Genomic DNA, 24,788 nt, shown 5'->3' with positions numbered 1-24,788 from the left:
CGCTCTCTTCTCAGGACACCCCAATACCAGCCTGTGCAAATTGTCTTCCGTAAGCCCGGCAATTTTCCTTCTCATCGTCCAGTGGGTTGAATTCGATCTTCAAGCTCTCCTGAACAACAGCTGCGCCACGTTCTTTGACTTTTTCCTCTACCAGATCAACCGCGCCGCAGAATAGTGTATAGGATGTATCTCCACTGCCAAATACAGCGGTCTTTTTACCGGATAGATCAAGCTCATCCAGTTCCTCGTAAAAATCTAAAAATTCATCAGGAAGCTCACCATCTCCCCATGTATATACACCCAACAGGAACCCGTCATAACCGAGCAGTTCCTGCGCGCTGCAATCATACGAAGCCTTCAACTCCGCCTCATGTCCTGCCTGGCGGACGCCTTCGGCGATCAATTCTGCGATTTCCTCTGTATTACCAGTCATACTGGCATAAGCAATCATGATTTTACCCAAGTTCATCCCTCACTTTTGTTTGACATATGGAACGCATTCATTCCCTATTACTCAAATAATATTTGATAATGATTATCATTGTCAAATATTAATTTCAAATATGTGTTTTACACATGGTCCAACATACGCAAAACAGCCGCATAGCATGCGGCTGTTCGCAGATAAACCCTATGAGTAAGCTGCTTCAACAAGCAGCTTGTTTATATATTGCATCCATTATTTATTACGCCAGTACAGTTCATTCCATTGCAGCTCCTGACGGAACTGACGGATGTTCGTGTTGTTGTCAATGACGACGGCTTCTATGCCTGTCAGCTCTGCGTAATCCAGCAATTGCTCTGTGGTTACAGCATAGGACAACACCGTATGATGCGCTCCACCCGCATGAATCCATGCTTCTGCGGACACTTCCAGCGAAGGCTCTGGTTTCCACAAAACGCTGGCTACAGGCAGCTTCGGCATTTGGTTTTTATTTTCCACAGCATGGATTTGGTTAATGATCAGACGATAACGTCCTCCCAGCTCAATGATGGATGCTACGAGCGCCTTACCCGGTTTGCCTTCAAAAATAAGACGAGCCGGATCGGCTTTGCCACCAATACCCAACGGTTGAACATCAATACGCGGTTTGTTCACAGCAATCGTCGGACATACCTCCAGCATATGAGAACCCAAATTCAGTTCATTGCCCGGCTCCAAATGATAGGTGTAATCTTCCATAAAGGAAGTATCCACGTTATTCGCCATCAGCTTCATCAGACGTGTCAATGCTGCCGTTTTCCAGTCACCTTCGCCACCGAATCCGTAGCCTTGAGCCATCAAACGCTGAACCGCCAAACCAGGCAGTTGTTTCAGACCATGCAGGTCTTCAAACGTCGTCGTAAAGGCCCCGAATTCTCCATCCTGTAAAAACTTTTTCAAGCCCAGCTCAATACGAGCCTGCTCCAAAATAGAATCACGTACTGCACCCGGTTGCTTGGCTTCTGCGGACAACTCATACAGGTCGTTATACTCTTCGAACAGAGAGTTGATATCCCCCTCTGACACGTTATTAACGACCTCAACCAGATCACCCACACCATAGCCGTTGATGGACCAGCCCAACTGGGCCTGAGCAGATACTTTGTTGCCGTCGGTTACAGCTACTTCACGCATATTGTCACCAAAACGGGCTACTTTGAGATTTTGGCTTTCGCTATAAGCAGCAGCCGTAGACATCCATCCTCCGATGCGTTTCTGAACGCCTTCTTCCTCCCAATAGCCTACGACGACTTTGCGAGTTACACCCAGACGGGCACCGATAAAACCAAATTCACGATCACCATGCGCGGATTGGTTCAGGTTCATAAAGTCCATATCAATACTATCCCAAGGGATATCACGGTTAAATTGAGTATGCAGGTGCAACAAAGGCTTTGCCAGACGCGTCAAGCCAGCAATCCACATTTTCGCCGGAGAAAAAGTATGCATCCAGGTAATAATCCCTGCACACAGGTCATCTCCGTTCGCATCAATAATGAGACGACGAATCGCGTCGGAATTCGTCAGAACCGGCTTGAGTACCACTTCAAACGGTAAATGACCACTACGGTTCAATCCCTCTACAATTTGACGAGAATGCTCTTGTACCTGATCGAGCGTCTCGGGTCCATACAAATGCTGACTTCCTGTAGCAAACCAAAATTTAAACGGTTTCATAATTAAAAATTCCTCCAGTCAGGAAATAAGTATAATTGCAGCTGTATTCATAGATAAAATATTATGTACGTACAATCTAATATTTTTCTCAACATTATGATGAAAAATGATTAGTTGTACGTACAAGTGGGATTGATTTCATTTTAATATGGAAGCGCTCTAATTACAAGTGTATTCGGCAAAAAAATATTTTTGGCCTTTCAGGCTGTTTGCTTCACCACGGAATCATTCGATTGTTGCTAAGGTTTGTTGTACAATAGATTCCATATGAGGATTTTTGTGCAGAGGACTGCCGGAATCCTGAATTGACTGCTGAAGGATGGATTGTACATGTATGTAGCACAAGAATGGAAATATTATGAAGTAGTGGATACAGGCGGCGGCGAAAAACTGGAGCGTTGGGGCGATATTGTCCTGCGGCGGCCTGATCCGCAAATTATATGGCCGTTGTCCCAAGAAACAGCCGAGTGGCGCGATGTTCATGGACATTACCATCGCAGTTCCTCCGGGGGCGGTAGCTGGGATATGAAAAAGCCTACTCCCGAGCGCTGGACGATCAGCTACGGGCCGCTTAAATTCCACATTAAACCGACCAGCTTCAAGCATACTGGTCTTTTTCCGGAGCAAGCAGCGAACTGGAGCTGGATGATGGATAAGATTAAAGGCGCTGGCAGACCGATTTCGGTACTGAACCTGTTCGCCTACACTGGGGGAGCCACTACTGCCGCAGCGTATGCCGGGGCCAGTGTAGTTCACGTGGACGCCGCCAAGGGCATGGTACAGTGGGCGAAGGAGAATGTGCAATTGTCCGGCTTGGCCGACCGTCCGGTACGCTTCATTACGGACGATGTGTTCAAATTCGTGCAACGTGAACAACGCCGGGGAAACCGATATGATGCGATCATTATGGACCCTCCTTCCTACGGGCGCGGACCCAACGGTGAGACGTGGAAACTGGAAGAAAGCCTGTATCCGTTCCTGGAATCCTGCATGAGTATCATTTCCGATCAACCGCTATTCATGCTGATTAACTCCTATACCACGGGTATTTCCCCTACCGTACTGCGCAACATGCTGAGCATGACGATGCAGCAAAAGTACGGCGGTCAAATCAGTGCTGGTGAAATCGGATTGCCGATCACCCGCTCGGGCTTGAACCTGCCATGCGGTATTCTCGGACGCTGGGAGGCTTAATTCCTCCTATGACTCCAGATAAGCTTATCCGGCATGGGCATACACAATCGGACATTGCTGTTCTTTATGAGGACAACCATGTGTTGGCGATTGTGAAGCCTGTCAATGTTCCAACACAAGAGGATGCCAGCGGTGATCCTGATCTGCTCTCTTTACTCAAAGAAGATCTCAAGATCAGACACAATAAGCCTGGTAACGTGTTTTTGGGACTGGTTCACAGATTGGATCGGCCTGTAGGCGGGGCCATGATCTTTGCCAAGACGTCCAAAGCTGCTTCCCGGCTGTCTGAGTCGGTTCGAGGTCGTAGTTTCCGCAAGATGTATGTAGCGGTTCTAAACGGTGTCCCCACGGCCTTACAAGGCCGTCTGACCCATCACTTGCTAAAGGACAGCCGCACTAACACTGTTCAGGCGGTTCGTCCCGGCACGGCTGGCTCCAAGGAGGCTATTTTGGAGTACCGCGTACTTGGACAAGCAGATGGGCTCAGTCTTGTACAAATTGAGCTACTCACCGGACGCTCGCATCAGATTCGTGTACAGATGCAGGCTATCGGCTGTCCTCTATACGGGGATCAAAAATACGGTGGCAGCCTGAGCCGCCCAGGTCAACAATTGGCGCTCTGGTCTCTGCTTGCCGGAGCGCCGCATCCAGTTAGCAAGGAGAACATGAGCTTCCACTCGTTCCCTCCAGCCCAATTCCCATGGAGTGAGTGGCCTAAATCGCTTTATGAAAGCATGATCGAAGCTGAGAATTGAGCAGGCAAGTCTGCGTATTTAGCTTTTAATATCTTCAAATCAATATACAAAAAGAACCCGTAACGCATGTAATCAAACAAACATGCATTACGGGTTTTTTTAAAAAAAATCTATTAACCTTCCCATCCTTATGACGAGGAGACCACAGACTGCCCTTTCTTGCTGTTCACCAACTGCTGACGGGGCCGAGCGTTTTGAGCATTCGTATTCTTGATGAAAAACGCCAAAATCAGGGCCGCCACACTCAACAGCGTCGCAATGATAAAGGCTGAGTTGATACCGTAAATCGTAGCCTGATTGCCTGCTGCCAGCATCTCTGCTTTATCTGTAACAGATAATCCCTCAGATGCAACAATATTCGTCAGACGGTTGCTGCTTTGAGTCGACATCACCGTCACCAGAATTGCCGTCCCGATTGAACCGGAAATCATACGCAGTGTATTACTCATCGCCGTACCATGCGCATTCAATCGTTGCGGAAGCTGATTCAACCCGGCCGTTTGGATCGGCATCATCAGCAATGACATCCCGAACATCCGAACCGTATAATTAACCAGCAGTGTCATATAGGTCGTTGTCTCGGTCAAGCGTGAGAACTCCCAAGTCGTCACAGCCATGATCAACAAGCCGATCACGGACAACCAGCGTGCTCCAATTCGGTCAAAAATAGCCCCGGTCACAGGAGACATGGCCCCCATCAGAATCGCCCCCGGCAACATGAGCATACCGGACTCAAGCGGTGAAAAGCCGCGAATATTTTGCAAATAAATCGGTAGTAATATCATACCAGCGTACAAAGCCATCGTCACAATGACATTAATGATGGTCGTCAAGCTATACACATCGTATTTGAAGATGCGGAACTCCAGCATAGGTTCATCAACCTTCAACTGGCGAACAATAAACAGAATGAGTGCAATCGTCCCCACAATAAGCGTAGACAGAACCGGAATACTTCCCCAGCCCGATGTTCCTGCATCACTAAAGCCGTATAACAGTCCGCCGAAACCGAGCGTAGACAAAATGATGCCGGGAATGTCCAGCTTAGGCTTGGACTGCTCCGTTACATTTTTCAGAAAAATAAATCCGATCACAATCGAAATCACTGAAATCGGCAGGATGATCCAAAACAGTACCCGCCAGTCGTAATGCTGGACTATATAACCGGACAAGGTTGGTCCAATGGCTGGAGCAAAACCCATCGCAATCCCCAGTGTTCCCATCGCCCGGCCACGACGCTCAATGGGGTAGATGTTCAAGATAACGACCATCATTAAAGGCATCATAATACCCGCGCCCGCGGCCTGAATGAGACGTCCGATCAACAATATGCTAAAACTCGGCGCAATAGCGCACAACAGCGTGCCGATTGAAAAGATAATCATTGCACTAATAAACAATTTACGAGTGGAATAACGCGCAATCAAAAATGCGGTCACTGGGATCAATACCCCGTTCACGAGCATAAAGCCCGTACTAAGCCACTGAGCCACATTGGTATCTACATTCAGATCACTCATCATTTTCGGTAAAGCCACACTTATCAACGTCTGGTTTAAAATCGCAACAAACGCGCCAATCAACAGAGCGGCCACAATGGGTGCTCTGCGTACATTACCCGGTAGTGTCATTTGAGGACTGCTCAGGTTGATTCATTCCCTTCGGTGTCAATTTCATCATCATTTGTTTATGGATATCCAAGACCATGTCCAGATGCTCCTTCGGGATGTCCAGAATGGGCAAGACGCGCTCCATCCACATGGCGTCTACTTTTTGCATGATGTCTTTTCCTTCTGCCGTAAGCGTCAGCACTAAGGATCTACGATCATGCTCATGCCGTCCGCGAGCGATATATCCTGCCTTGGTCAAGCGGTCAACCACCCCGCTCATGGAGCTACAACCCATATGGGCTAAGTCTGCCAGCTCAGATAACCCGATATTGGGTCGTTTATTCAGAATCGCCAAAGCCATATGCTGAACGGCTGTCAGATCCAAATGCTGCTCCTCATTCCAGAAGGCATAAAATATCGTTTTGTTAACCTCCCTTACCGACTGAATAATCCGATACACCTCAAGTTTGTCTTCCTCTCTGTCACTCATTGGAACCATCCTTCTTCCCATTACCCAATTCACATTCCATATACATAATCAAGCAACTATTCGTATACGAAATGTTATTCATGTATAATAATTTTATCATGTTATATGTAAATGTCAACATTCACCCCTGTAACAAATATAAGTATTGAAAAGAGCAGATGAAGCTTACAGAATACAGAAATCCATTTAAAAAAGGTGTCACCAGCTACAGAATGTGTTTTTTCAACACAAAAACGCGGATATGTGTGACCCCTTTGGCCAGCCTTATCCGCGCATTTTTATTTAGAATATGAAAGAGGAGATGCTTACTCCGCTCGCTCCATTTGTTCCTTTACTGCCTTTGTCTCGTTTGCCGATGCAGAAGTTTTCGTTTTTGTGGTGATTTTACCTAACAAATAAACCAGCAAATTTTGATTATGCTGCGAAATGCGGTTTAGTGCAGAGCCTAGAAAATCATCCCTTATTTGCAGTCCCCGTTCCGCTTCTTCTCTTCCTTGATCCGAAATAACAATCCATACGATTCTGCGATCCTTTACGTCTCTAAAGCGGGTGACCAGGCGATTCCGCTCCATCCGGTCTAGCAGCATTGTAACCGCCGCAGGTGTGGTTGCGAGATACGGGATCAGTTGAGACGGTTTCATGCGGCCGTAATCATTCAGAACCTCCAGCACCGTAAGCTGAGCCTCAGTTAATGATGGAGCCAACTTCTGCTCCATATGAACCTTGTAATCCTTAGCCATTCTGGACCAGATTTTCGCAAATTCGGTCGTTTGCAATTTGCCTCACTCCTTTGAATAACAGGGTCAGTAAAAGCATCATAGTTACCGTATGGGCCACCGTCCGGATTGTATTTCATCACATTAAATTTTCGCCATTCAGCCCCGGTTTCCTGCCCTTTTTGGAGCATCAATTGAAAAGGGGAAGGAAGTCTCACTTCGGTTTTGGAGGCTGGTCAAGGTTCGACAGCATGACGGCAAAAAGGTCCTCATTCGTGCCGGAATGGCACGAGAGGACCTCTCTTTTTCGAGCTAAAAAGCGCTTGACTTTCCTGTTATTCTATGGACCGGGAAGCCTGTGGCTCACTACGCGGCAGCACATTCACAATTTCGTCCTTCTTCTCCACAGGAGCCAGCAGCTTGCCTGTATCCTTGCGGTCAGTCAAAGGAGCTTTTTCCGAAAGGAAGGACATCGTCTGTCCATCTGCAGTGATCGCAAACAATTGAATAGCTTCACGGCAATAGAAGGCAGCCACAATCCGAGTTCCGTTCGAACGTACCCGTTTGCCCTCCTTGAATTCGAAGGTGGTGATTCCTTTACCGCCTCGTCCCTGAGCAGGATAATCCAGTAGAAGCGTACGCTTGCCATAACCGGATTCCGTCAGCACCAGCACTTCTCCTTCATCCTCTTCCACCCACAGCGCTGCAACAATTTCGTCGCCTTCCGCCAGCTGTATACCTTTGACACCAGCCGAGACGCGACCCATTGCATTAACCTCTTGCTCCTTGAAGCGTATGCTCATCCCCGCACGGGTAATTAGCATAATATCCCGGGTACCGTCGCTTAGCGTTACCGATAATACCTCATCGTCCCCTGCTACCTTGCAGGCTGCTACGGCACTGGAACGTTTCGTTGCATAATCCTTCAGCTCGGTTCGCTTCACTTGGCCCTTCTTCGTTACAAACACCAGACTTTTGCCGATTTCCTCCATATTTTTGATCGGAATGACACTCACGATCCGATCATCCTTGGTTAAAGGAATAACGTTAACAATCGGGGTTCCCGGCTCTTTCCACTTATACTCTGGCACCTGATGCACAGGCAATAAGAAATATTGTCCGCGCTGAGTGAAGATGAGCAGCACATCCAGTGTGTTGACATCAAGCAATTGGGTGACATAATCTCCTTCCTTGACGCCGGAAGCTGAACGCTCCCCACCAGAGCGGGTGAAGGACAGCATACCTGTGCGCTTCACATAGCCGTCTTTGGAAAGAGTCAACAATACATCCTCTGCCCCAACCATGACTTCCAGATTTACCTTAATCTCATCAACCTCACCCTGTATGTCTGAACGGCGGTCAATGCCGTACTTTTCACGGATTTCCAGCAGTTCCTTGCGGATCAAGCTGACCAGCTTGCGATCACTTTCCAAAATAGAACGGTACTGTGTAATTTTTTTCTGGATTTCACTTAATTCCTTTTCCAGCGTAGTAATTTCCAGATTCGTGAGACGGTACAGCTGCAAGGTCAAAATAGAATCTGCCTGACGTTCGCTAAAGCCAAACATCCATTGCAAATTATTTTGCGCGTCCTGGCGATTTTTGGAAGATTTAATGGCCGCAATGACCTCATCCAGAATGTTCAGCGCCTTAACCAAGCCTTCCAACACATGGGCGCGATCCTCCGCCTTCTCCAGCTCAAACTGGATACGGTGTGTGACAACTTCGCGCTGATGGGCAATATACGCTTCCAAAATGGATTTCAAACCAAGCTGATGCGGCGCTTTGTTCACAATGGCTACCATGTTGAAGCTGTAAGCCACCTGAAGGTCAGTTTTTTTCAACAGATATGCCAAAATTCCTTCCGCATCGGCTTCCTTCTTCAGTTCCACAACAATTCGCAGACCGTTCCGGCCACTCTCGTCACGAACCTCGGCAATCCCTTCCACCTTTTTCTCCAGACGGATATTCTCCATGGCGGTTACGAGCCTTGATTTGACAATCTGGTATGGAATCTCCGTAATCACCAGTTGCTGCTTACCTCCGCGCAAAGACTGTATTTCCGTTTTGGAACGGATATAAATACGTCCTTTGCCTGTACGATATGCGTCCTTAATGCCTTCGCCACCCATAATTAGTCCGCCCGTCGGGAAATCAGGGCCTTTAATAAAGGTCATAATCTCTTCCAGCTCAATATCCGGCTTTTCCATCACGGCAATGCTGGCGTCAATGACCTCACGTAAGCTGTGTGTTGGAATTTCAGTCGCGAATCCAGCTGAAATTCCACTGGAGCCGTTGACTAGCAGATTCGGATAACGGGAAGGCAGCACAACTGGCTCCTTGGTCGAGTTATCAAAGTTATCCTTGAACAAAACCGTTCGTTTTTCAATGTCACGCAGCATTTCCATCGCGATTGGAGACAGACGTGCCTCCGTGTACCGCATAGCTGCCGCAGGGTCATCGTCCTGGGAACCCCAGTTGCCATGACCGTCCACCAGTACGTGACTCATTTTCCAAGGCTGCGCCATCCGTACCATACCATCGTAAATTGACGAGTCACCGTGGGGGTGATAATTACCCATCACATCCCCGACGGTTTTGGCAGATTTCCGATAAGCCTTATCCGGTGTGTTGCCGGAATCGTACATGGAGTACAGAATACGGCGCTGTACTGGCTTTAACCCATCCCGCACATCCGGTATCGCCCGATCCTGAATAATATATTTGGAATATCGGCCAAAGCGGTCACCGACCACTTCCTCCAGAAAAGCTGGCAAAAATTGCTCCGATAAGCTCATGTATACACCTCATTTGATAGCACTACTCTACATATTCCGTAAAATCTACGTTTTCCACAATCCAGCGCTTGCGCGGATCAACCTTGTCGCCCATCAATGTGGACACACGGCGTTCAGCCTTGGCTGCATCCTCAATCTGGACGCGTAGCAAGGTACGTGACTCGGGATTCATCGTTGTTTCCCATAACTGATCAGGGTTCATCTCCCCGAGTCCTTTATAGCGTTGAAGCTCAAAATTCCGTCCAAATTCCTTTAAGTAATTGTCAAGCTGCTCATCAGTCCAAGCATAACGTACCGTTTCGAGCTTACCTGACTTACGGGTTATTTTATACAATGGCGGTTGAGCGATAAATATGCGTCCCGCATCAATCAGCTCTTTCATATACCGATAAAAGAACGTCAGCAGCAACACTTGAATGTGGGCGCCGTCTGTATCCGCATCCGTCATAATGATGATTTTGGAATAATTGCTATCTTCAAGCGTAAATTCTGTTCCTACCCCCGCCCCGATTGCTGCTGTAATCGCGCGATACTCATCATTTTTCATAACATCCGCCAGCTTGGATTTCTCCGGGTTCATCGGCTTGCCCTTCAAGGGCAAAATAGCCTGAATTTTGGAATCCCGTCCCTGCTTCGCCGATCCTCCAGCCGAATCACCTTCCACGATAAACAGCTCGTTTCGTGTAAAATCCTTGGACTGCGCAGGCGATAGCTTGCCATTCAGATTAGAGCTTTCACTGCGTTTCTTGCCGGAACGCATTTCGTCACGAGCCTTACGTGCTGCTTCACGCGCTCTGGACGCCTGAACTGCCTTTTTGATTAACGTTTGCGCTACCTGCGGATTTTCCTCCAGAAAACGCTGAATCTGCTCCGATACAATTGCATCCACCGTACTACGTGCGGAAGCGCTACCCAACTGATCCTTCGTCTGACCGACGAATTCAACCTCGGCCATCTTGACACTGATTACGGCCATCATTCCCTCACGTAAATCATTGCCTTCCAGATTCTTATCCTTTTCCTTCAGCATTACCGTGCGTCGCGCATAGTCGTTCATGACACGGGTGTAAGCGGTTTTGAAGCCCGTTTCATGCGTACCCCCGCCGCGTGTCGGAATGGAGTTGACAAACGAAGCAATCGTTTCGGTATAACCTGCGTTGTACTGAATGGCAATTTCCACCTCAACGTCTTCCTTCTCCGCGTTGAAGTGAATGACGTCATGCAGCACGTCCTTACCTTCATTCAGAAAAGCAACAAATTGGCTTGCTCCGCCTTCATAAAAATACTCATCCGATTTCCCGCTGCGTTCATCTTTAAGCTGGATACGAAGACCTGAGTTCAGAAAAGCAATTTCCTGAAGACGCTCGGCCAGCGTATCGTAATTGAAATAAATGCCCGCCTGAAATACACGAATATCCGGTTTAAAAGTAATTTTGGTACCTGTCTTGTTGGTATTGCCCAGCACTTCAAGGCCTGTGGTCGGTTCCCCGACATGTTCCACGCCCTTCTTGTCCTGCCAATATTCAAACCGCTGACGGTGAATCTTGCCGTCCCGGTAAATTTCCACTTCAAGCCATTCCGAAAGAGCGTTCGTTACTGACGCGCCTACACCGTGCAGACCCCCGGACTTTTTATATCCCGAACCGCCGAACTTACCTCCGGCGTGCAAAATGGTGAATACTACCTGCGGTGTTGGGATTCCTGTTTTGTGCATTCCTGTAGGAATACCACGTCCGTTGTCTGTTACTGTAACGGAACCGTCCTTATGCATTGTAATGTCAATGCGGGAGCAAAACTTGGCAAGATGCTCATCCACCGCATTGTCCACAATTTCCCATACCAAATGATGTAGTCCCGAAGAACTGGTGCTCCCAATATACATGCCCGGCCGTTTGCGAACTGCCACAAGCCCTTCGAGCACTTGAATGTCGTCCACGCCATATTCTGAAGCTCCGTTCTGAGTGCCGGTCGCTCCCGCAGACAAGTCGATTTTGTCGACCATTCATGCTCCCCCTTTGTCTAATCGTAACCGTGTTTTGCCTTATTCTTGATGATTTTCACCAAAAATGCAAACAGATGTTTTCTTTTACCTTGTCCATTTTAATTCAATATATCCCGTTTCGTAAAGACGGCGAATGAAACAATCAGCGCCGCAGCCCCCCAAATGCCCAGTACAGCTAAAGAAAATGGCAAGGTCATCCCCTCAATCGGGGCGGGACTTCCTGATAAATAATCGGTCAATTCGAGGTTAACCATAAATAAATATTTGGCACTCTGCCAGGATGAGGCCATATTCGTTAAAATCGTGCCCGAAATGAGCGCAGCCATCATCACCACAATGCTTGCCGCCGTACTACGTACCAGCACCGAAACCATAAAGGCAAGCGAAGCTATCACAAGACTGACGAACCAGATCAATCCGGCTTGCAGCATCAGATAGTACCATTGCGGGATCGCATGTACCGCCGACACATCCACCGTTGATCCAGCAATTTGGAAGCCCGTAAATACCGGAACATTAAAGCCTTTAAAGCCAAAAAACAGTCCTGATATAAGATAACTGATCACAAACACAGCCAAAATGATGAGCGAAACGAACATATACAGTGTTAGCAGCTTGCTTAGCAGCACCTTCCACCGCCTGACAGGGCGGGTCAGCAGCATTTTTATCGTACCCGTCGTCCGTTCTCCTGAAACCAGATCGGAGGCAATCGCCATAATAAGCAATGGAACGAACAAATTAATGGAATTGTCCATAAACTCTCTGGTAAAGGTTACACCACTTGGTTCATTCGGGTTCACGTCATTTTCCAGATAATATTGCATTTGTTGGACAAATACACGCCTGTAGGTCTTCCATTCCTCCGGAACCCGGTCGCTGCCCAGCGAATTTTGGTTGTCGGTAATGGCCTGACGCAGCTCCAGCCGCCAGTCATTGCCGAATTTTTCGCGGTTATTTTCTGCCACCTTCATCTGAGCGTACGTAAAAATCGGCACAAGCACAAGCAAAACAAGTAAAATGACATAAAATCGTTTCTTCTTGATGATTTTGAGTGTTTCATTTTGTACGAGCGGTAAAATGTTATTCAAGAATCTCACCTTCCGTCATTTTCAGGAATAACTGCTCCAGTGTAGGGCTGATTTTGGTTACACCTTTAACGGAAATGCCGGAAGCCGCCATTTGTACGACCAGCTCCGCGATATGCTCTTCGTCCATTTCTGTAAAAATAGCATCCGCTCCGCTGCCTGCAACAATGCTATCATCAATCAGTTCATCGGCGTTTGTAATGATTTGTACATGCGGAGAGCCTTCCAACAGGGCAAGACCCTGATCATGGGGCTCCAGTTGCCATACCGCCATACGCGAATGTGTTTCAACCAATTCCCTCACACCGCCAACAGCAAGCACCCTTCCCCTGCTAATAATCGCGACACGATCACACAGCAACTGGATTTCACTAAGCAAGTGACTGGAAACAAATACAGCCATGCCCTCTGCCGCTAGCAGACGTATAAAAGCTCTCATTTCCTTGATCCCCTTGGGGTCCAATCCGTTTGTCGGTTCATCCAGAATAAGCAGCTTGGGTCTGCCAAGCAATGCCTGAGCAATACCGAGACGCTGGCGCATCCCAAGAGAATACGTACTTACTTTATCATGAATACGGCGATCCAGCCGCACCAGCTCCACCACTTCACGAATGCGCTGTTCATTCACGCCACGCTGCATGCGGGCAAAATGCTCCAGATTCTCCCACCCTGTCAAATAGCTGTATACCTCCGGATTTTCCACAATAGAACCAATATGCCGCAAAGCCTGCTCCGGATCACGGTTCACATTATGACCGCACACAGTAATGGTGCCCTCCGTAGGCTTGATCAGATCGACCAGCATCCGAATGGTCGTCGTTTTTCCAGCCCCATTGGGACCAAGAAAGCCAAAAATTTCACCCGCACGCACATCGAAGGTTACATCTTGAATAATCATTTTGCGTCCAATACGCTTTTTGACGTGCTGAACAGAGAGAACCGTTTCGTTGTTGCTTCTGCCTCCGTCTTGACTTCCGATCTGGTAGTCGGAATGATAGCCGGATGCTCCATTCATCCTTGTCGAATCTTTGGCTACATCGGACTCAGTCTTGTCAGCAGATTGGATGCTCATCACTTGTTCCCTCCCTTCTTCACTTCAGCAGGTTGACTGCTCGTGGACTGTTGTCCATCCCCCGTATTGTCGCCTTCCTTAGCCGCTGCTGCTACTGCAAACCCTTGAGCGATTCGCTCAGCAATTGCCTGATAGCCCTGTCCGTTAGGATGAAAATGATCGGAGGATAAATAAACCGGCAAATTTTGCTGAAATAAATCGAAGGTTGGAATCAGCGTCATATGACTGTTTTTATTGGTAATTGCCATAGCAGCCAAATTCCATTCCGTCACGACCAGATTTCCCGGAATTTTCATTTCCGGCAGGTCACTGAATGGATTATATAGTCCAACGTATATAATTTTTGCCTTAGGATTGATTTTCCCGACTTTTAACAGCACTTTTTGTAAACGCTTGGCTGCATCAGGCAGAGCCTTGCGCAAGCCATTAAGCGTAGGTGGCTCTTTGCCGGTTTGGGCAGCTTGTGCCCCCTGAAACAAATCATTTCCGCCAATGGACACAATAATAACATTGGCCTTTTTCAACACATAGGCCACGCCAGGCTCATCCAGTTTGGTCAAAAGTCCCTGAGTCGTCAGGCCGTTAATGCCCAGATTGTTAATGAGCTGAGCCTTATGGCCTTCCTGATCATTTAACAAGGTCACCGACCGTCGTACAAAACCGCTGCCTGAGTCATCGCCAGTTCCTTTCGCCAGCGAATCTCCAATGGCAGCTACCCGAAACTCCCCCGTCTGAGTTGCAGCGGATGGCGCATTTTGTATCTGCGATGAACCCGAATTTACAGGTTTGGTGCTAACGAGCGGCTCTGGAGCCGTAATGCTTCGTACTGCGGCAATAAATCCGTACAATAATAGCAGTGTGGCGGCGATGGACACGGAACCGACAGACCGCCAGATCCATTTTGATGAATTCACTCGTGTTCCCTCCTGATAACTTAGTGAAATAAACATAAAGCTTCTCATATCATTTTGCAAATAAACCGTTCTGAGTGTTATGAAGCATACATGAGCATTTTGCAACAATCCCAAGAGCTATTTCAAATCAGCAATATAGAAATCGAAACGGTTTAGTTCGTCTATCTATTGTACTTTCGAGCGTTGGGAATCGAATGATGCAAAATGCTGTAGCATGCTAAAAAGGATGGCATATCGCCATCCTTTTTATTACGACTTTTTGGTTCATACAGTTCGTCCTTTACCTCTGCATAGCTGAAAAACTCACTTGGTATCGGGTATAAAGCTTTTGATCCATTGTCCGAAGCTGCCCGGATTTCTGCTTTGGATCAATATCGTCCCCTCGCCGCGAAAACGGCATACAAGTGCTTCTCCGCTCGTTACACTGGACAACCAGCCTTTGGACGCTTTTTCAATTTTGTAATCCATATAGTCCGGCCATGCCACCAGATGAGCGTTATCAATAATACGCTCTTCTCCGGGTGCAACATAAATCGGATAAATGGCTCCGTAAGAGGATAAAAACACAGTTCCGCGACCGCTAATTTCAACGATAAAAAAACCTTCGCCCGAGAACAATCCTTTCATCAGATTCTGCATTTTAGTGCTGACCTCAATGCCCTCCGTACACGCCAGGAAGCCATCCTTTTGCACCAAAAGTCTATACGTACCGTCCAATTCCACTGCTTGTACATCGCCTATACTTGCCGGAGCAAGCAGCACCTCAGCTGGCCCTCGAGATGCTCTCAGCTCCTGAAAAAAGAATTTCTCCCCGCTCAGCATCCGGCCTAAGCCGCGCAACAACCCACCATCCACAGTCCCCTTTATATCCACGCTGGAAGACATGGAAACCATAGCTCCCATCTCCGCTTTAATCGTTTCTCCAGGGTTCATCTGTACCTTGAGCATAGCAAAGGCACCTTCATGCACAATTTCGTAGCTCATTCGTTCACCTGACTTTCCCATAAGTTATCAGTTATCAGTTATCAATATAGTTTAGTGTTATCATACTATACTTGTCGCACTTATGCCTGTTCTTGCATATAAGTAAAAGTGATAGATAAGCGCACCAATAGAGGGGAAAACAACGTAAAAAGCCCGCTGAACGTGTCAGCAGGCCTTGAATTTAGCGTTAGGTTGTCAGTATAATATCATAATGACGTTTGAAACGCTTTTTTTATGATCGACTTTTAGTTACGTGTAAATTCCTGTACCCAGTATCCATTATAGTAAGCCACACCGATTTGTGTATATTCTGCCTTCAAAATATTTTCACGGTGTCCCTGACTGTTCATCCAGGCTTTCATAACTTCTTGCGGTGTTTGTTGTCCCATCGCAATATTTTCACCCGCATACGTATAAGTTACGCCGAATTTCTTCATCATATCAAAAGGTGAGCCGTAAGTCGGTGATGTATGGGAAAAGTAATTGTTTGTACTCATATCCTTTGCCTTGGCCAAAGCTACTTCGGTAAGCTTCGCGTTAGAAGCGAGTGGGCTTAAACCTTTTTGGCTACGCTCGTTATTCACCAGCTTTACTACTTCTACAGCAAATTGAGACTTACTGAGCTGTGCATCCGACCCGGCGGACTGACCTGCTCCTGAATTCGTATTTTGAGCTTTCGACTGTTTGTTGGTAGCAGGCTGTGAACCTTTTTGGTTAGCAGGCTTTGCTACTTGCTTGTCGGAAGAAGGATTCGTTGTCTTTGTTTTCGCTTGAGCCTGTCCGGACAAATCTTGAATTACGGTCTTCGTAATCGTAGTCGTTCCGTTAGAGGTATTCACCGTATATCCGTTATCCTGGAACCATTGTTGTAATTGGGCAGACAAATCGTCAGCTGGTGAAGCTGATGCCGGAACGATGAATCCTGCGGATAACATAGCGGTTAAACTTCCCATCACCAGTGTTTTTTTCAACATATTCTTCATTTCGTCATCTCCTTATTGTATAATGCCTTGTTGTGAACCTGCCTGGTTACAACTTTGTAATCTTTACTCTAGCAGTATAACATGTTTCATAGCAGGATCAATGGTATAAAAGTTGGAAAAAAAATAGCCCCGTTCGGCAATGGCCTAAACGGAACTGATCTATGGTAATGAGGCTCTGAATATAATCCGGGCTTGTACAGGGCTGTTATTTAAGCTTTTTGCTAAAACGATAGCCTTGCTTTTCAAAGCCGATTCGGTTGTAGAATGCCTGGGCCTCTATTTGTTTGATGCGGTTATTTGCTCCGGTAATGAACAAATGAAAGCTTCCTTGTGCACGTCCCCACTCCTCACCGCAGGCCACCAAGCGCTTGCCGATGCCCTCGCCGCGATACTCCTTGCTCACGACCAGCATGGTGATTTGTACGGCAGGATCAGGATAAGCCAGGCTTTGAGCCGTATGCATGCCGATTACGCCGACAACACGACCATCCATTTCTGCGACCATCATATTGGCTTGGCAGTCCTCCTGCGTAGTTCCCATAACTTCTTTCATCACACCACAAGTCATCGGATATCCGACTTCTCTTAGCAGTCCTGTTACGGCTTCGCAATCGCCAAGCTCTACGGAACGAATTGTCAGTACTGGAATCATCACACTGTTAGACATGATTTACCTCCACTTTCAGCATATTGGCAGCTTCTTTGGCCGTCTTCCGTGCTGTTTCCACATCTCCCGCAGCGCTAAGCGCTACAGCCATCCGGCGTCCCGGCTTGGTTTCTGGCTTACCGAACACTCGCACCTGTGTCCGGGGTAGCAATAATGCATCATGCAGACCACCGATTACAAAATCCCGTGTAGCTTGTTCTGCCTTCAAGGTAGCCGAAGCCCCAGGGGTTAGCAGTGTAACAGACGGTATCGGGAATCCGAGAATGGCCCGTACATGAAGCGCAAATTCCGACAAATCCTGCGTAATCATTGTTACCATTCCCGTATCATGCGGACGGGGGGATACTTCACTGAATACGACGCCATCAGCCGTTAAAAACAGCTCCACGCCAAACAATCCGTAACCACCCAGTTCATCCGTAATCGTACGGGCAATGTCCTCCGCGTCCGAAAGTTGCTTGTCCGTCATGCCATGAGGCTGCCAAGATTCGACATAATCCCCATCCTTTTGAATGTGGCCAATCGGTGGGCAAAAAGTCGTACCCGATACCGATCTGACAGTCAATAACGTAATTTCACTTTCAAACGGAACAAAAGCTTCAACAATGACACGTGTTGTTTTGGCACGTGCGCCTTCCAACGCTGTATTCCAGCAGGATTCCGCGTCTTCGGGTGTCCGGCATACAGACTGCCCTTTACCCGACGAACTCATCAAGGGCTTGACCACGCATGGCGTGCCCAGCTCATGAACCGCTGACCGCAACTGCTCAAAATCATCTGCAAAGCGGTAGGAGGCGGTCGGAAGCAGCAGCTTCTCGGCAGCAAGCCTGCGAATACCCTCCCGGTCCATCGTAAGACGAGCGGCCCGGGCCGTTGGAACTACGTGAAATCCCTCTTGCTCCAATTCTTCCAAAGCACCCGTAGCAATAGCTTCGATTTCAGGTACAATTATGTCGGGCTTTTCCTTGCGAATCAGTGCCTTCAATGCCTCAGCATCCTGCATATCCAAACCATAAGAACGATGAGCCACCTGCATTGCTGGAGCCAGTTCATAGCGGTCTACAGCAATACATTCCACGCCAAGCCGCTGAGCTTCAATAATGACTTCTTTTCCCAATTCGCCGCTACCCAGAAGCAGCATCTTTTTAGCCCCGGCAGAAAAAGGAGCACCCCACATCTTGAACTCTTCCCCCTCTGAAGATATTGCTCTGATCTCTTTTCATCTTTATTTTCAGGGTTTAGCTCCAAGAATGCAATAGCGCTCCGCATTTAAATTTACAAAAATCGCGATTTTTTGATCTTTTTTTTACAAAAATCTAAATTGTGCTTCCACCAGCCCCCGATAAATTCCATGTTTTTTCATCAATTGTTCATGATTCCCACTTTCTTGGATCTGCCCGTGATCCAGCACGACGATATGATCCGCATTCCGAATGGTGGACAAACGATGAGCAACCATGAAGGAGGTTCTGCCTTCCAGCAGCACCTGAAGAGCCTCCTGAATTTTCAGCTCTGTTTCCGTATCTATACTGGCTGTGGCTTCATCCAATATGAGAATACGTGGATTAGCCAGTAAAGCGCGGGCAAAGGATAGCAGCTGCCGCTGGCCCATGGACAGCATCCCGCCCCGCTCCTCTACCTCTGTTTCATAGCCGCCCGGCAAATGAACGATGAATTCATGAGCATTGACTGCCTTCGCAGCCGCTTCAATTTCCTCATCCGTTGCATCCAGTCGACCGAATCGAATATTATCGCGGATCGTACCTGAAAAAATAAATGTATCCTGAAGTACGATGCTAATTTGGCTACGCAAGCTCTCCACCGTTACGTCACGCACATCATGACCGTCAATCGTAAGTCGCCCTGATGTAATGTCATAAAACCGGCTGAGCAGGTTAATGATTGTGCTTTTACCAGATCCGGTATGCCCGACAAGCGCAATGGATTGACCCGCCTCGACAGAGAGATGAATGCCTTTAAGCGCCTGACGCCCCTTTTCATATTCAAAAATAACTTCTTCAAAATGGATATCGCCACGAATAGACGGCAGGTCTTGGGCTCCCGGCTTATTCGCAATATTCGGCTGTTCATCCATAAACTCAAAAATTCTTTCCGACGAAGCCATCGCTACCAGCAACTGGTTGTACATCTGGCCCAGTCGATTAATCGGGTCCCAAAAGTTCCCCACATAGTTGGCAAACGCAACCAGCAGACCTACCGTAAGCTGATCCGTCTGAATCAGATGCGCTCCGAACCAGAACAGCACAAGCGTACCCAAGCCTCCGGTAATATCAATGAGCGGGCCGAATATCTGATTCATGGCAGATGCTTTATCCCAAGATCGCTTGCTGGAGCTGTTCATGTTATCGAAATAAGCCATGTTTTCCTGCTCCTGCGTGTACGCCTGTGTCACACGGATACCCTGAATGGATTCATTCAGATGAGAGTTGATACGGGAATTCTTCATGCGTACTTCCTGCCAGGCACGGCGGATGCGCACACGCAGCTTGGTAGAGATTAAAAACATGATCGGAACAGTCACGATGACCGCCAGACCAAGCTTCCAGTTAATCAGCAGCAAAATGACGATGATTCCAGTGAGCTGTACACAGTCAATCAGGACATTCACCGCACCATTCGTAAATAGATCCTGAAGCGAGTTGATGTCATTCGTAACGCGTACCAAGACAGATCCAGCCGGTCTTTTATCAAAAAAGTTGAAAGAAAGCTTCTGAATATGCTTGAACAGATCCTCACGCAGATCGTAAATGACACGTTGACCGATAATATTGGTGAATTTAATGCGGTACGTACTGGCTGCCCATTGAATTAAATATAGCAACAGCACTGCTCCCGTTATAAGCAGCAGCAATTTTACACTCGGCAGTGCAGGCCCTACGGGAGCAATCGCCTTGTCAATGGCCAGACTGATCAAATAGGGTACAGTCAGCTTGGTGATGGTACCAAGAATCATCATGACCAGTAGTATCGGCAGGATCTGCCGGGCGTAAGGCTTCATGTATGCGAGCAACCGTTTGAATTCGTTCCAGTTAAACGGTTTGTCGATGATATCATCATCCTGGTACACAAATCGCTCATTCATTGGTTTTTGAATCGTTTTGGCTTTTTCAGCGGGTACATTCATGATCTCACCTGCCTTTCGGATGCACCGTCAGGAGTCTGGGCTATGTAGTCGGCGTATTGAATATGATACACATCCTGATACGGACCTGGAGTGGCAATGAGCTGTTCATGCGTTCCTCGCTGGGCTATCCGCCCTTCCTCCAGCACTACAATTTCATCAGCATGGCGAAGTGAAGAAATACGATGAGCAATAATAAAGGTCGTCCGTCCCCGCATAACCTCTTGAAAACCGGTCTGGATTTCATGCTCCGTCTCCATATCGACCGCGCTGGTCGCATCATCAAGCACCAGAATTTTCGGATTTTTAAGTAGTGCGCGCGCGATGGCAATCCGTTGCTTTTGCCCACCAGACAGCCCCAGTCCCCGTTCACCGACAACTGTGTCATAACCCAATGGCAGCTCGGTAATAAATTCATGCGCTTGGGCCAGCTTGGATACGCGTATAATGTCATCCTTACTGACATGGCTTAATCCATAAGCAATGTTGTTACGGATGGAAGATGAGAACAGGAACGTCTCCTGGAACACGGAAGAAATTTGAGCACGTAAATCACGGATTTTCAAATGGCGTATATCCGTCCCATCCAGCTTGATGCTGCCTGCGTTCACATTGTAAGCTCGCATAAGCAGCTGAATAATGGTGGATTTACCTGATCCGGTTCCGCCCAAAATACCGATGACTGATCCCGGGGGCGCATCCAGGTTGATGTCAACGACAGCGGGCAGCTTATTCCCGTAAGCAAAAGTGACATGCTCAAAGGTGACATGGCCCTCTACCTCATTAGCATCGAGCGACAGAGCATCAGCTTCATCGGTAACATCCACCGATTGATTCAGTAGCTCCAAGACCCGTTCACCGGAAGCTTTGGACTGGGTATAGTTATTGATATGGAAGCCAATGTTCCAGATGGGGCCGATAATGTACCAAATTAAGCTAAAAAAGGCGACAAGCTGACCCAGAGTCAGCGACTTTTCAATGACCAGATAGCCCCCCATGCCCAGTAGAAGAACGACACTGACCGAAGCAATCAGTTCCATGGCGGGGAAGAAACGGCTCCACAGGGAAGCAGCTTGAATTTGATTATTTTTGTATTGCTCATTTCGCACTGAAAATTTTTCAACCTCATATGATTCGCGGGCAAATGATTTGACGGTGCGCACACCTGTTATATTTTCCTGCACCGCTGTCGTCAAGGCGCTGAGCGCAAGCCGCATTTCCTGAAAGGTGGGGTGAATTCGGGATTCGAACTTAAACGTGACGAAGAGCAGCAAGGGCATGCTGATCATCGTAATGAGGGTGAGCTGCCAGTTGATATACAGCATCATTATTGATCCGAATACGACCATCAGTACCACATTGAGGATTTGGGCAAAACCAAACCCGATAAAGTTGCGAATCGCCTCCAAATCACCCGTCAAACGGGACATGAGATCCCCTGTTTTGGCAGTGTCATAATATCTGAAGGACAAAAATTGAAGCTTTTCATAACAAGCATTGCGGAGTCGGTATGCCAGATAGTTACCCAGCCGTCCACCAAAAAAACCGTGTAAAAATTGCATAAAGCCTTTGACGATCACGACTCCCAGCACAGTTAGAGCCAGCGCGGGGACTTTCCCGAAGTCACCGGGAATGATAGCGTTATCAATTAGCCTTTGGAGCAGGTTTGGATACACCAGTCCCAGGGCCGTCGCTATCGCAAGGCATAGAATGGAAAGAAATAGATAATGTCTCCTCTCACGAAAAAAGCCCTGCAATTGCCTGAGCACTTCCATGTCAATGTCCCTCCATTAGTTGCACGACGTTGTTATATGGCTTAGTGAAGTTTACCATTCGCATTCCAAGGGGGCAAAGAGGATAACTGACCGTTTTCAGGCAGGTTCGCAATTGGCGGGTGATTAGACAAATTAAATCGCTTTCTTATCATTGAATATGGCTAATTACTCGGTATTGCTGTCTTTTTGAAGCATGCGTAAAACACCGGGTTGTCCCGCAACCCGGTGTCCTGATGAAAGATAGCTTGTCCATGAAGCGGCGGTAGCCCGCAAGCTATGAATGGAATGCTATTAGGCGGCTGATTAGGCCATCTGAAAAATGAACTTTGGCAATGTGCGAAAAGAATTACGTTAGCGATTCTTCCTGCTCCAAGGCGGCGATCCGACTGGCAAGCTCTTCCCAAACCTGTGGCTGCTCACCACCCGTAAGTGCATGCTCCATACCGCGAATTGTCTCCAGCATCTGCTCCCGAAGCTGAGTCGTCTGCCACGTTTGTTCCTCCTGTACCAGCATAATGTAAAAAGAGGACATTCGTTCTCGCTGTTGCTCTACAGCTTCCCCGACTCGCTCACGCAGCACCGGCTCCAGTGTGGCTTGCAGACCTGCACGGCCGGATCCTTCAAAAAATAGCTTAGGATTTTTAAAGCTGCCCCAATATTCTTTCCAATGGATGGACTCCTGCAGGGAAATATCACTCCATTCGGGAACAGCCCATTCTCTGGGTTCTGGAACCGTGCAATCCAGTCCTTCCAGCTGATGGTTTATGTCCTCTACACACCGCTGTATAGCCTTGCGTACCAAGCTTTGCCCCGTTTTTTCCAGCCTCAGCGTGGTTGCCAGCAATTCCTGTGACAGTTCCAGTTCGATCAGGCGCATCAGTTCACGACCACAGGAAGCAAAGGCTGAACGAAGATCGCCCACACCTTCCCGCAGGACAGACGGATGAAACGCCTCCGCGATAAACTCTCCAGTCCGATAAGCCAGCCGTTGACGTACGTGAAACAGCAGTTCATCGGTTTCCCCAGACAACACAGCTGCACCACTGCTATCAGACAAGCTCAATAATGTTTGCTCCAGTTCCTCACGGATATGGGTTAATCGCTCCAACCGTCCTTCGCGTTCCTCCACGCTATATCTGGCATCTGCGGCGTGCTGCACTATCCTGCTTCGCAGCCGACCCAGCTCCTGCATGGCGGAAGCGATGGACAGTCCGGCCAGTTCTTCGGCTGCAAATGCTGAAAAATCATCTTCAAACGCATCAAAACGTGAAGCGGCACGCAGCGAAGCCTCTCCTTGCTCGGCTGCTTCCAGCGCCAGCATACTAGACAGCGGATAAATACGCGGCTTACGAATCCCGTTCGCTTGCAGTTGCTCCTGCACATGCCGGGTTACGGATTGCAGCTCTTCTTCGGACGAAGCGAGGTCTGCTGCATTGACGATAAAAAAGGTCTGATCCATTGCCAACGTCTCTTTCACCCGGCCCAATTGGTTCAAAAATTGACGGTCTCCTTGGGTAAACGCGTGATTATAGTACGTGACAAATACAAGAGCGTCCGCATGCTTCATATAATTGAAGGTCACACCTGTGTGACGCGCATTGACTGAATCCGCTCCAGGCGTATCCACAAGCACGATCCCCTGACGGGTCAGAGGGCAGTCATAATAAAGATCAATATGCTCCACAAAGCATGACTTATGCTCGGATGCAACAAAATCCCGGTATTGCTCCAGATTCACTTGAAGCTGCTGGCCTAGCAAACGTTCAGCTTCTTCCCATCCAGCGGCGGCAGCCTTCAAAAAGCTGTAATGGGGCCGCCCGGCAGGGTGAATGCCTTCCGGGGACAACGCATGTACGGTATCCTGCCATCCCTCTGCACCCGGTTCTCCCAGCCCTAACAGCCGAAACGAGTATTTAAGGTCTTCCCGCAAAGCGTCCACTGATTTCATATGGACGTCGGCGGTGGCATGGCGCTCCTGGCTTGCGGGCGCCATAATCCGGTTAATCGCCGCTGTCGTCGGATGCGGCGATACAGGCAACACCGCTTCGCCCAGCAAAGCGTTGGCGAAGCTGGACTTCCCGGCGCTGAATGCTCCGAACAGCGCCAGCGTGAACCGCCCGCCCTCCAGCGCAGCGGCGCGGGCGCGTAAATCCCGTACTGCCGCTTGCATGGCAGGGTACGGGCTCAACAATGCAGCAGCGGCCTCCAACCGGGACGCTGCTGCATCCAGCCGCGTGCGGCGGCCTCCGGCGGCGGGCTGTGCTGCCGTCGTGCCTGCAAGCGGCTGCGCCGCTGCGGCGTGTGCGCCAGCGGCGGCAGTACGCGCAGCGCCCTCTGGCGTGGCCGGAGCCGCAGCGGTGGTTTCCGCCGCAGGCGTTGGCGCCGCCGCCTGAGGCAACGCGTCAGGCGCGGCTGCTTGCGGAAGCAGGCTGCGCAGCGC

19 protein-coding genes are annotated in these 24,788 nt (G+C 48.5%); 2 read left to right on the top strand and 17 right to left on the bottom strand.

Annotated features, from left to right (window positions below; all coding sequences use genetic code 11):
* Window positions 1–10: 10 nt before the first annotated feature.
* Together ACIFQM_RS02320 and araA are read right to left on the bottom strand one after the other, a co-directional pair.
* Window positions 11–469 (bottom strand): flavodoxin, encoded by a 459-nt coding sequence (locus ACIFQM_RS02320; RefSeq protein WP_430043689.1) that lies wholly within the window; start codon window positions 467–469, stop codon window positions 11–13.
* Window positions 470–679: 210 nt separating this feature from the next.
* Window positions 680–2,161 (bottom strand): L-arabinose isomerase, encoded by a 1,482-nt coding sequence (araA, locus tag ACIFQM_RS02315; protein WP_430043687.1) that lies wholly within the window; start codon window positions 2,159–2,161, stop codon window positions 680–682.
* 330 nt (window positions 2,162–2,491) lie between these two features.
* Here araA and ACIFQM_RS02310 point away from each other — a divergent pair, with 330 nt between their 5' ends.
* On the top strand, window positions 2,492–3,355 hold the full coding sequence (locus tag ACIFQM_RS02310; RefSeq protein WP_430043685.1) for a class I SAM-dependent methyltransferase: 864 nt from the start codon (window positions 2,492–2,494) through the stop codon (window positions 3,353–3,355).
* A gap of 8 nt (window positions 3,356–3,363) precedes the next feature.
* Window positions 3,364–4,110, top strand: coding sequence for an RluA family pseudouridine synthase (locus ACIFQM_RS02305; protein ID WP_430043683.1), 747 nt, complete (start codon window positions 3,364–3,366; stop codon window positions 4,108–4,110).
* 128 nt (window positions 4,111–4,238) lie between these two features.
* Here the strand turns inward: ACIFQM_RS02305 and ACIFQM_RS02300 are convergent, their stop codons facing one another.
* The 15 genes from ACIFQM_RS02300 to ACIFQM_RS02230 form a co-directional block, all read right to left on the bottom strand.
* Entirely contained in the window at window positions 4,239–5,741 is a 1,503-nt protein-coding gene (locus tag ACIFQM_RS02300; protein ID WP_430043681.1) for a DHA2 family efflux MFS transporter permease subunit, read from the bottom strand.
* Complete coding sequence (locus ACIFQM_RS02295) at window positions 5,725–6,210, bottom strand: MarR family winged helix-turn-helix transcriptional regulator (protein WP_430043678.1); 486 nt, start codon at window positions 6,208–6,210, stop codon at window positions 5,725–5,727. The genes ACIFQM_RS02300 and ACIFQM_RS02295 overlap by 17 nt, the downstream gene beginning before the upstream one ends.
* Before the next feature lie 305 nt (window positions 6,211–6,515).
* The gene (locus ACIFQM_RS02290) at window positions 6,516–6,986 is read right to left on the bottom strand and encodes a MarR family winged helix-turn-helix transcriptional regulator (RefSeq protein ID WP_430043677.1); all 471 of its coding nucleotides are present in this window, start codon (window positions 6,984–6,986) and stop codon (window positions 6,516–6,518) included.
* A gap of 275 nt (window positions 6,987–7,261) precedes the next feature.
* Entirely contained in the window at window positions 7,262–9,724 is a 2,463-nt protein-coding gene (gene gyrA / locus ACIFQM_RS02285; protein ID WP_430043675.1) for a DNA gyrase subunit A, read from the bottom strand.
* A gap of 22 nt (window positions 9,725–9,746) precedes the next feature.
* On the bottom strand, window positions 9,747–11,726 hold the full coding sequence (parE, locus tag ACIFQM_RS02280) for a DNA topoisomerase IV subunit B (protein WP_430043673.1): 1,980 nt from the start codon (window positions 11,724–11,726) through the stop codon (window positions 9,747–9,749).
* A gap of 98 nt (window positions 11,727–11,824) precedes the next feature.
* Window positions 11,825–12,814 carry an ABC transporter permease gene (locus ACIFQM_RS02275; RefSeq protein ID WP_430043671.1) on the bottom strand — a complete coding sequence of 330 codons (990 nt, stop codon included), beginning with the start codon at window positions 12,812–12,814 and terminating at the stop codon, window positions 11,825–11,827.
* Window positions 12,807–13,883, bottom strand: a complete 1,077-nt coding sequence (locus tag ACIFQM_RS02270; protein WP_430043669.1) for an ABC transporter ATP-binding protein — start codon at window positions 13,881–13,883, stop codon at window positions 12,807–12,809. Before ACIFQM_RS02270 ends, ACIFQM_RS02275 begins: the two co-directional genes overlap by 8 nt.
* Window positions 13,883–14,833 (bottom strand): GDSL-type esterase/lipase family protein, encoded by a 951-nt coding sequence (locus tag ACIFQM_RS02265; RefSeq protein ID WP_430043667.1) that lies wholly within the window; start codon window positions 14,831–14,833, stop codon window positions 13,883–13,885. The genes ACIFQM_RS02270 and ACIFQM_RS02265 overlap by 1 nt, the downstream gene beginning before the upstream one ends.
* A 267-nt stretch (window positions 14,834–15,100) precedes the next feature.
* The gene (locus ACIFQM_RS02260; protein WP_430043665.1) at window positions 15,101–15,781 is read right to left on the bottom strand and encodes a TIGR00266 family protein; all 681 of its coding nucleotides are present in this window, start codon (window positions 15,779–15,781) and stop codon (window positions 15,101–15,103) included.
* Between the two features lie 245 nt (window positions 15,782–16,026).
* Entirely contained in the window at window positions 16,027–16,764 is a 738-nt protein-coding gene (locus ACIFQM_RS02255; protein WP_430043663.1) for a CAP domain-containing protein, read from the bottom strand.
* Between the two features lie 205 nt (window positions 16,765–16,969).
* Window positions 16,970–17,431: a GNAT family N-acetyltransferase gene (locus tag ACIFQM_RS02250; RefSeq protein ID WP_430043661.1), complete on the bottom strand. Its 462-nt coding sequence runs from the start codon at window positions 17,429–17,431 to the stop codon at window positions 16,970–16,972.
* Window positions 17,424–18,608: a formate-dependent phosphoribosylglycinamide formyltransferase gene (gene purT, locus ACIFQM_RS02245; RefSeq protein ID WP_430043660.1), complete on the bottom strand. Its 1,185-nt coding sequence runs from the start codon at window positions 18,606–18,608 to the stop codon at window positions 17,424–17,426. The genes ACIFQM_RS02250 and purT overlap by 8 nt, the downstream gene beginning before the upstream one ends.
* 129 nt (window positions 18,609–18,737) lie before the next feature.
* Window positions 18,738–20,576, bottom strand: a complete 1,839-nt coding sequence (locus tag ACIFQM_RS02240) for an ABC transporter ATP-binding protein (protein WP_430043658.1) — start codon at window positions 20,574–20,576, stop codon at window positions 18,738–18,740.
* Window positions 20,573–22,348, bottom strand: coding sequence for an ABC transporter ATP-binding protein (locus ACIFQM_RS02235; protein WP_430043656.1), 1,776 nt, complete (start codon window positions 22,346–22,348; stop codon window positions 20,573–20,575). Before ACIFQM_RS02235 ends, ACIFQM_RS02240 begins: the two co-directional genes overlap by 4 nt.
* Window positions 22,349–22,694: 346 nt before the next feature.
* The coding region (locus ACIFQM_RS02230; protein WP_430064991.1) for a dynamin family protein at window positions 22,695–24,788 on the bottom strand (2,094 nt) is incomplete at its 5' end.

The sequence above is a fragment of the Paenibacillus sp. NRS-1782 genome (genome assembly GCF_050467685.1).
Classification (GTDB): domain Bacteria; phylum Bacillota; class Bacilli; order Paenibacillales; family Paenibacillaceae; genus Paenibacillus; species Paenibacillus terrae_A.
Note: the sequence above shows the minus strand (reverse complement) of the source record. Positions and strands in the feature narration are given on the sequence as shown.

Excerpts from the sequence above, each read along its gene's own strand:
- gyrA (WP_430043675.1), bottom strand. The coding sequence starts at position 9,724 with ATGAGCTTATCGGAGCAATTTTTGCCAGCTTTTCTGGAGGAAGTGGTC.
- ACIFQM_RS02255 (WP_430043663.1), bottom strand. The coding sequence starts at position 16,764 with ATGAAGAATATGTTGAAAAAAACACTGGTGATGGGAAGTTTAACCGCT.
- parE (WP_430043673.1), bottom strand. The coding sequence starts at position 11,726 with ATGGTCGACAAAATCGACTTGTCTGCGGGAGCGACCGGCACTCAGAAC.
- ACIFQM_RS02305 (WP_430043683.1), top strand. The coding sequence starts at position 3,364 with ATGACTCCAGATAAGCTTATCCGGCATGGGCATACACAATCGGACATT.
- ACIFQM_RS02295 (WP_430043678.1), bottom strand. The coding sequence starts at position 6,210 with ATGAGTGACAGAGAGGAAGACAAACTTGAGGTGTATCGGATTATTCAG.
- ACIFQM_RS02270 (WP_430043669.1), bottom strand. The coding sequence starts at position 13,883 with ATGAGCATCCAATCTGCTGACAAGACTGAGTCCGATGTAGCCAAAGAT.
- ACIFQM_RS02310 (WP_430043685.1), top strand. The coding sequence starts at position 2,492 with ATGTATGTAGCACAAGAATGGAAATATTATGAAGTAGTGGATACAGGC.
- ACIFQM_RS02235 (WP_430043656.1), bottom strand. The coding sequence starts at position 22,348 with ATGGAAGTGCTCAGGCAATTGCAGGGCTTTTTTCGTGAGAGGAGACAT.
- purT (WP_430043660.1), bottom strand. The coding sequence starts at position 18,608 with ATGTGGGGTGCTCCTTTTTCTGCCGGGGCTAAAAAGATGCTGCTTCTG.
- ACIFQM_RS02250 (WP_430043661.1), bottom strand. The coding sequence starts at position 17,431 with ATGTCTAACAGTGTGATGATTCCAGTACTGACAATTCGTTCCGTAGAG.
- ACIFQM_RS02320 (WP_430043689.1), bottom strand. The coding sequence starts at position 469 with ATGAACTTGGGTAAAATCATGATTGCTTATGCCAGTATGACTGGTAAT.
- ACIFQM_RS02265 (WP_430043667.1), bottom strand. The coding sequence starts at position 14,833 with ATGTTTATTTCACTAAGTTATCAGGAGGGAACACGAGTGAATTCATCA.
- ACIFQM_RS02240 (WP_430043658.1), bottom strand. The coding sequence starts at position 20,576 with ATGAATGTACCCGCTGAAAAAGCCAAAACGATTCAAAAACCAATGAAT.
- ACIFQM_RS02260 (WP_430043665.1), bottom strand. The coding sequence starts at position 15,781 with ATGAGCTACGAAATTGTGCATGAAGGTGCCTTTGCTATGCTCAAGGTA.
- ACIFQM_RS02300 (WP_430043681.1), bottom strand. The coding sequence starts at position 5,741 with ATGACACTACCGGGTAATGTACGCAGAGCACCCATTGTGGCCGCTCTG.
- araA (WP_430043687.1), bottom strand. The coding sequence starts at position 2,161 with ATGAAACCGTTTAAATTTTGGTTTGCTACAGGAAGTCAGCATTTGTAT.